The sequence below is a fragment of the Vibrio fujianensis genome (genome assembly GCF_002749895.1).
GTDB classification, from domain to species: Bacteria; Pseudomonadota; Gammaproteobacteria; order Enterobacterales; family Vibrionaceae; genus Vibrio; species Vibrio fujianensis.
Map to the genome: position 1 here is coordinate 695,925 of NZ_NBUS01000054.1, position 3,272 is coordinate 699,196.

At 44.4% G+C, this 3,272-nt stretch carries 4 protein-coding genes; 2 read left to right on the plus strand and 2 right to left on the minus strand.

What is annotated here, in order from left to right:
* A partial coding sequence (locus B7C60_RS17270) for a hypothetical protein (protein WP_216639336.1) occupies nucleotides 1-223 on the minus strand: 223 nt, incomplete at its 3' end.
* A gap of 114 nt (nucleotides 224-337) precedes the next feature.
* Between B7C60_RS17270 and purT the strand changes: the two genes are divergently transcribed.
* Nucleotides 338-1,513 (plus strand): formate-dependent phosphoribosylglycinamide formyltransferase, encoded by a 1,176-nt coding sequence (gene purT / locus B7C60_RS16295; protein WP_099612549.1) that lies wholly within the window; start codon nucleotides 338-340, stop codon nucleotides 1,511-1,513.
* 72 nt (nucleotides 1,514-1,585) lie between these two features.
* Here the strand turns inward: purT and B7C60_RS16300 are convergent, their stop codons facing one another.
* Nucleotides 1,586-2,233 carry a thiopurine S-methyltransferase gene (locus B7C60_RS16300; protein WP_099612550.1) on the minus strand — a complete coding sequence of 216 codons (648 nt, stop codon included), beginning with the start codon at nucleotides 2,231-2,233 and terminating at the stop codon, nucleotides 1,586-1,588.
* A gap of 312 nt (nucleotides 2,234-2,545) precedes the next feature.
* Here B7C60_RS16300 and B7C60_RS16305 point away from each other — a divergent pair.
* Nucleotides 2,546-3,272: RelA/SpoT domain-containing protein (locus B7C60_RS16305; protein WP_245869607.1), on the plus strand; the 727-nt coding region annotated here is incomplete at its 3' end.

Here is a 3,272-nt window from a genome sequence, read left to right on the forward strand (position 1 = left end):
TTCGACTTACCAGTATTCTGGCGATTATTGACGCATTAAGTTTGACGACACTCAAAGGCAAACGTTTTCTTTTTTTTATCTTTCCAGTATGATCGCCGCTGTTTTCGCTCTCAAGATAGTGAAGTCTTCCAGTGATTAAGCCCATGATAGAGACTTCACTTTGTACTGAAACAACTTGACGTTGCCGATAAGCAACAAATGAGTGACAAGAGTCATCTGACACAAATTTGCACCGCTCTCACCATCCCTATGAGCATCGGTACAGCGTGTGATTGAACCAATACCACAGCAACTTTAAGTGGCAAGGGTATTAATGCATAACTAATAAGGATTCTTTATGTTGGGAACAGCAACGCTCAATAGTGCAACCCGCGTTCTTCTACTTGGCTCTGGAGAGTTAGGAAAAGAAGTGGCTATCGAATGTCAACGACTAGGTTTAGAAGTGATTGCTTGTGATCGCTACGCCAATGCGCCTGCGATGCAAGTTGCACACCGTAGCCATGTGTTCGATATGCTCAACCCTCAAGCATTACAACAAATTATTGAGCTAGAAAAACCGCATTACATCGTTCCAGAAGTAGAAGCTATCGCAACAGCGAAACTACTTGAGCTGGAAGCACAAGGCATGACCATTGTGCCTAATGCTCATGCCATCTGCTTAACCATGAACCGAGAAGGGATCCGTCGCCTAGCGGCTGAGCAACTTGCTCTACCAACCTCGCCTTACCAATTCGCTGACCATTACACTGAGTTTGTCGCTGCAATAGAGCAGGTCGGTTTACCTTGTGTATGTAAACCGATAATGAGTTCATCAGGTAAAGGACAAAGCATCATCAAAACCCCTGAAGACATCGAAGCCGCGTGGCAATATGCTCAAGCCGGAGGGCGTAGCGGTGCAGGCCGGGTCATTGTTGAAGGATTTATCGATTTTGATTATGAAATTACATTGCTCACCGTTCGAGCCAGTGATGGCATACACTTCTGTGCCCCTATCGGTCATCGACAAGAACAGGGCGATTATCGTGAATCTTGGCAACCACAAAAGATGTCAGAAAATGCTTTAAAAGCCGCTGAATACGTCGCTGAAGAGATTGTTAATGCGCTGGGAGGTTACGGAATTTTTGGTGTTGAGCTGTTTATTAAAGGCGACCAAGTCATTTTTAATGAAGTCTCCCCTCGCCCGCATGATACCGGCATGGTCACACTAATTTCACAAGATCTTTCTGAATTTGCACTGCATGTGCGTGCGTTTCTTGGTTTACCGGTCGGAAGCATTATTCAATATGGCCCATCGGCATCTGCTGCGCTACTCGGTCAGGGAACCGCCAATGATATCAAGTTTTCAGGTATCGAGGAGGCCTTGAGTATTCCAACCGCTCAGCTTCGCTTATTTGCAAAACCGGATATTGATGGACGACGTCGCTTAGGGGTTATTTTAACCAGAGGCAAAGACACCACACAAGCAACTGATCGAGCTATTGAGAGTGTCAAATCAGTTAAAATCCATTATTAGATCAACCGATTGTCTATACCCAAGTCGGTGTGCTGACTTGGGTATCATGATCTTATCCGGTGAGGGCTTCTCTTAACGCTCGATTAGCCATACCTCTTCGGCAAAACGACTGAGCCCTTTTTTAGCCCGTTTTGGATGCTGTGCTCCTAACTCATCCCTATGCAATTGAGTCACAGAAAGCCCAGTAAACAATCGGCGAATCGCTTTTTCGGTTACACTAAATGGTGGGCCAGTGAGTTCATTTTGCGGATAATCTAAGGTCACCAATAAAATCCGTCCACCTGGATTTAATAAAGAAAGTAGCCGATTCGCATACTCATTCCACATACTTTCAGGTAGCGCAACCAGAGCCGCACGATCATAAATAATATCAACAGGATGAATAGGCGCAGTAAAAATATCGCCCGTGTACAGGCAAATTTCATCAAACTGATAACACGTATGCTGAGCCGATAATTCGGTCACTAGCGGCGTGTATAAATGTTCGGCAAAAAAAGCACGAACGGCAATGGGGCTCAGTTCAACGCCTTGAACACTATCATGCTGTTCAGCTAACCATACCAAATCTTCACTTTTACCACATAGCGGAAGCAATACGGTATCGTGACGTTTAGGTTTCACCATCGGCCAATATTTCATCAACAATGGATTAACTTCCATGAGGTGAAATCCAATTTGATTCGCCGCCCATTTATTATGCCAAAATTCGAAATCGATCATTACAACGCTTTAAGAACCGAAAAGCGTTAGCATAACTCAACCTCGCCAATGAATGCCAGTTACACTCAAATTCATCTTTTGTTACATCCGCAGCGGGAACTAATTTTATGTTTAAGTTTCATAGTATTATCGACCATCAAGCCCGTTAAGGTAATTAGTGTGATCAACCACTCACTCTATAGAAATGGAGGAGTCAACACATTGAGTTTGCACTCTTAGCCCCAATACTTTATCTAGGTAACAGCCTTTTGTTGGATTAGGATTCTTTTAGGTTTCACTTTTGACCTAAGCAACATCTGTTAAGGAGAGTGAATGAGTCTATTGCTGAGAACCACTGCGCTCATGCTACTAACGCTAAGCCGAGCGCCAGCTTTGGCCGCCGCCATTCCGGTTATCAATTCATCCCCGCAGGAGCCACAAGGAGAGTACCAAAATCAAATTAATGCTCAACGATTCAAACATAGCTTAAGTGGCCTATACGGCATTCAATCAACCCACGATAACGTATTACAACCGTACGATGATTTTGATGTGCTCTACAGCAAAGCGCACCAAGCTCAGCATGAACTTGAAACCCTGTGTAAAAGTACTGCAATGCTGACATCAACACACTCTCTCTTCGGCGGTGTTAAATCTCAGCATCGAGCCAGAGAAAAAGTCGCGCTGGAACTCGGCGGACAAGCCGCACGAATTACTGACCTTGCGCGTGCCACCATCATCGCCGATGATGTACCAAGCTTAGTCGAGGCCTATGAAGCATTAGGCCGTGAAGCAAGCATTGTGAAGGTAAAAAATCGATTTAAATCACCCGCACCATCTGGTTACCGTGATCTCAATGTTTTGGTTGAGTTACCAAAAACAAAAATCATTGCTGAAGTGCAGTTTCATCTTAAAGCCATTGCTGATGTAAAAAGTGGCCCAGAACATGTTTTGTATGAACAAATTCAACGCATAGAACGTAAAGCCATCCATGAGCAACGATCGCTCAATGGTTGGGAAACCGCAAAAATCAATCGTTTTCGCAACGAGTCGCTTCGTC

What these genes read in the sequence shown, in the direction of transcription:
- purT (WP_099612549.1), top strand. Translation starts at nt 338, where the DNA reads ATGTTGGGAACAGCAACGCTCAATAGTGCAACCCGCGTTCTTCTACTT.
- B7C60_RS16300 (WP_099612550.1), bottom strand. Translation starts at nt 2,233, where the DNA reads ATGATCGATTTCGAATTTTGGCATAATAAATGGGCGGCGAATCAAATT.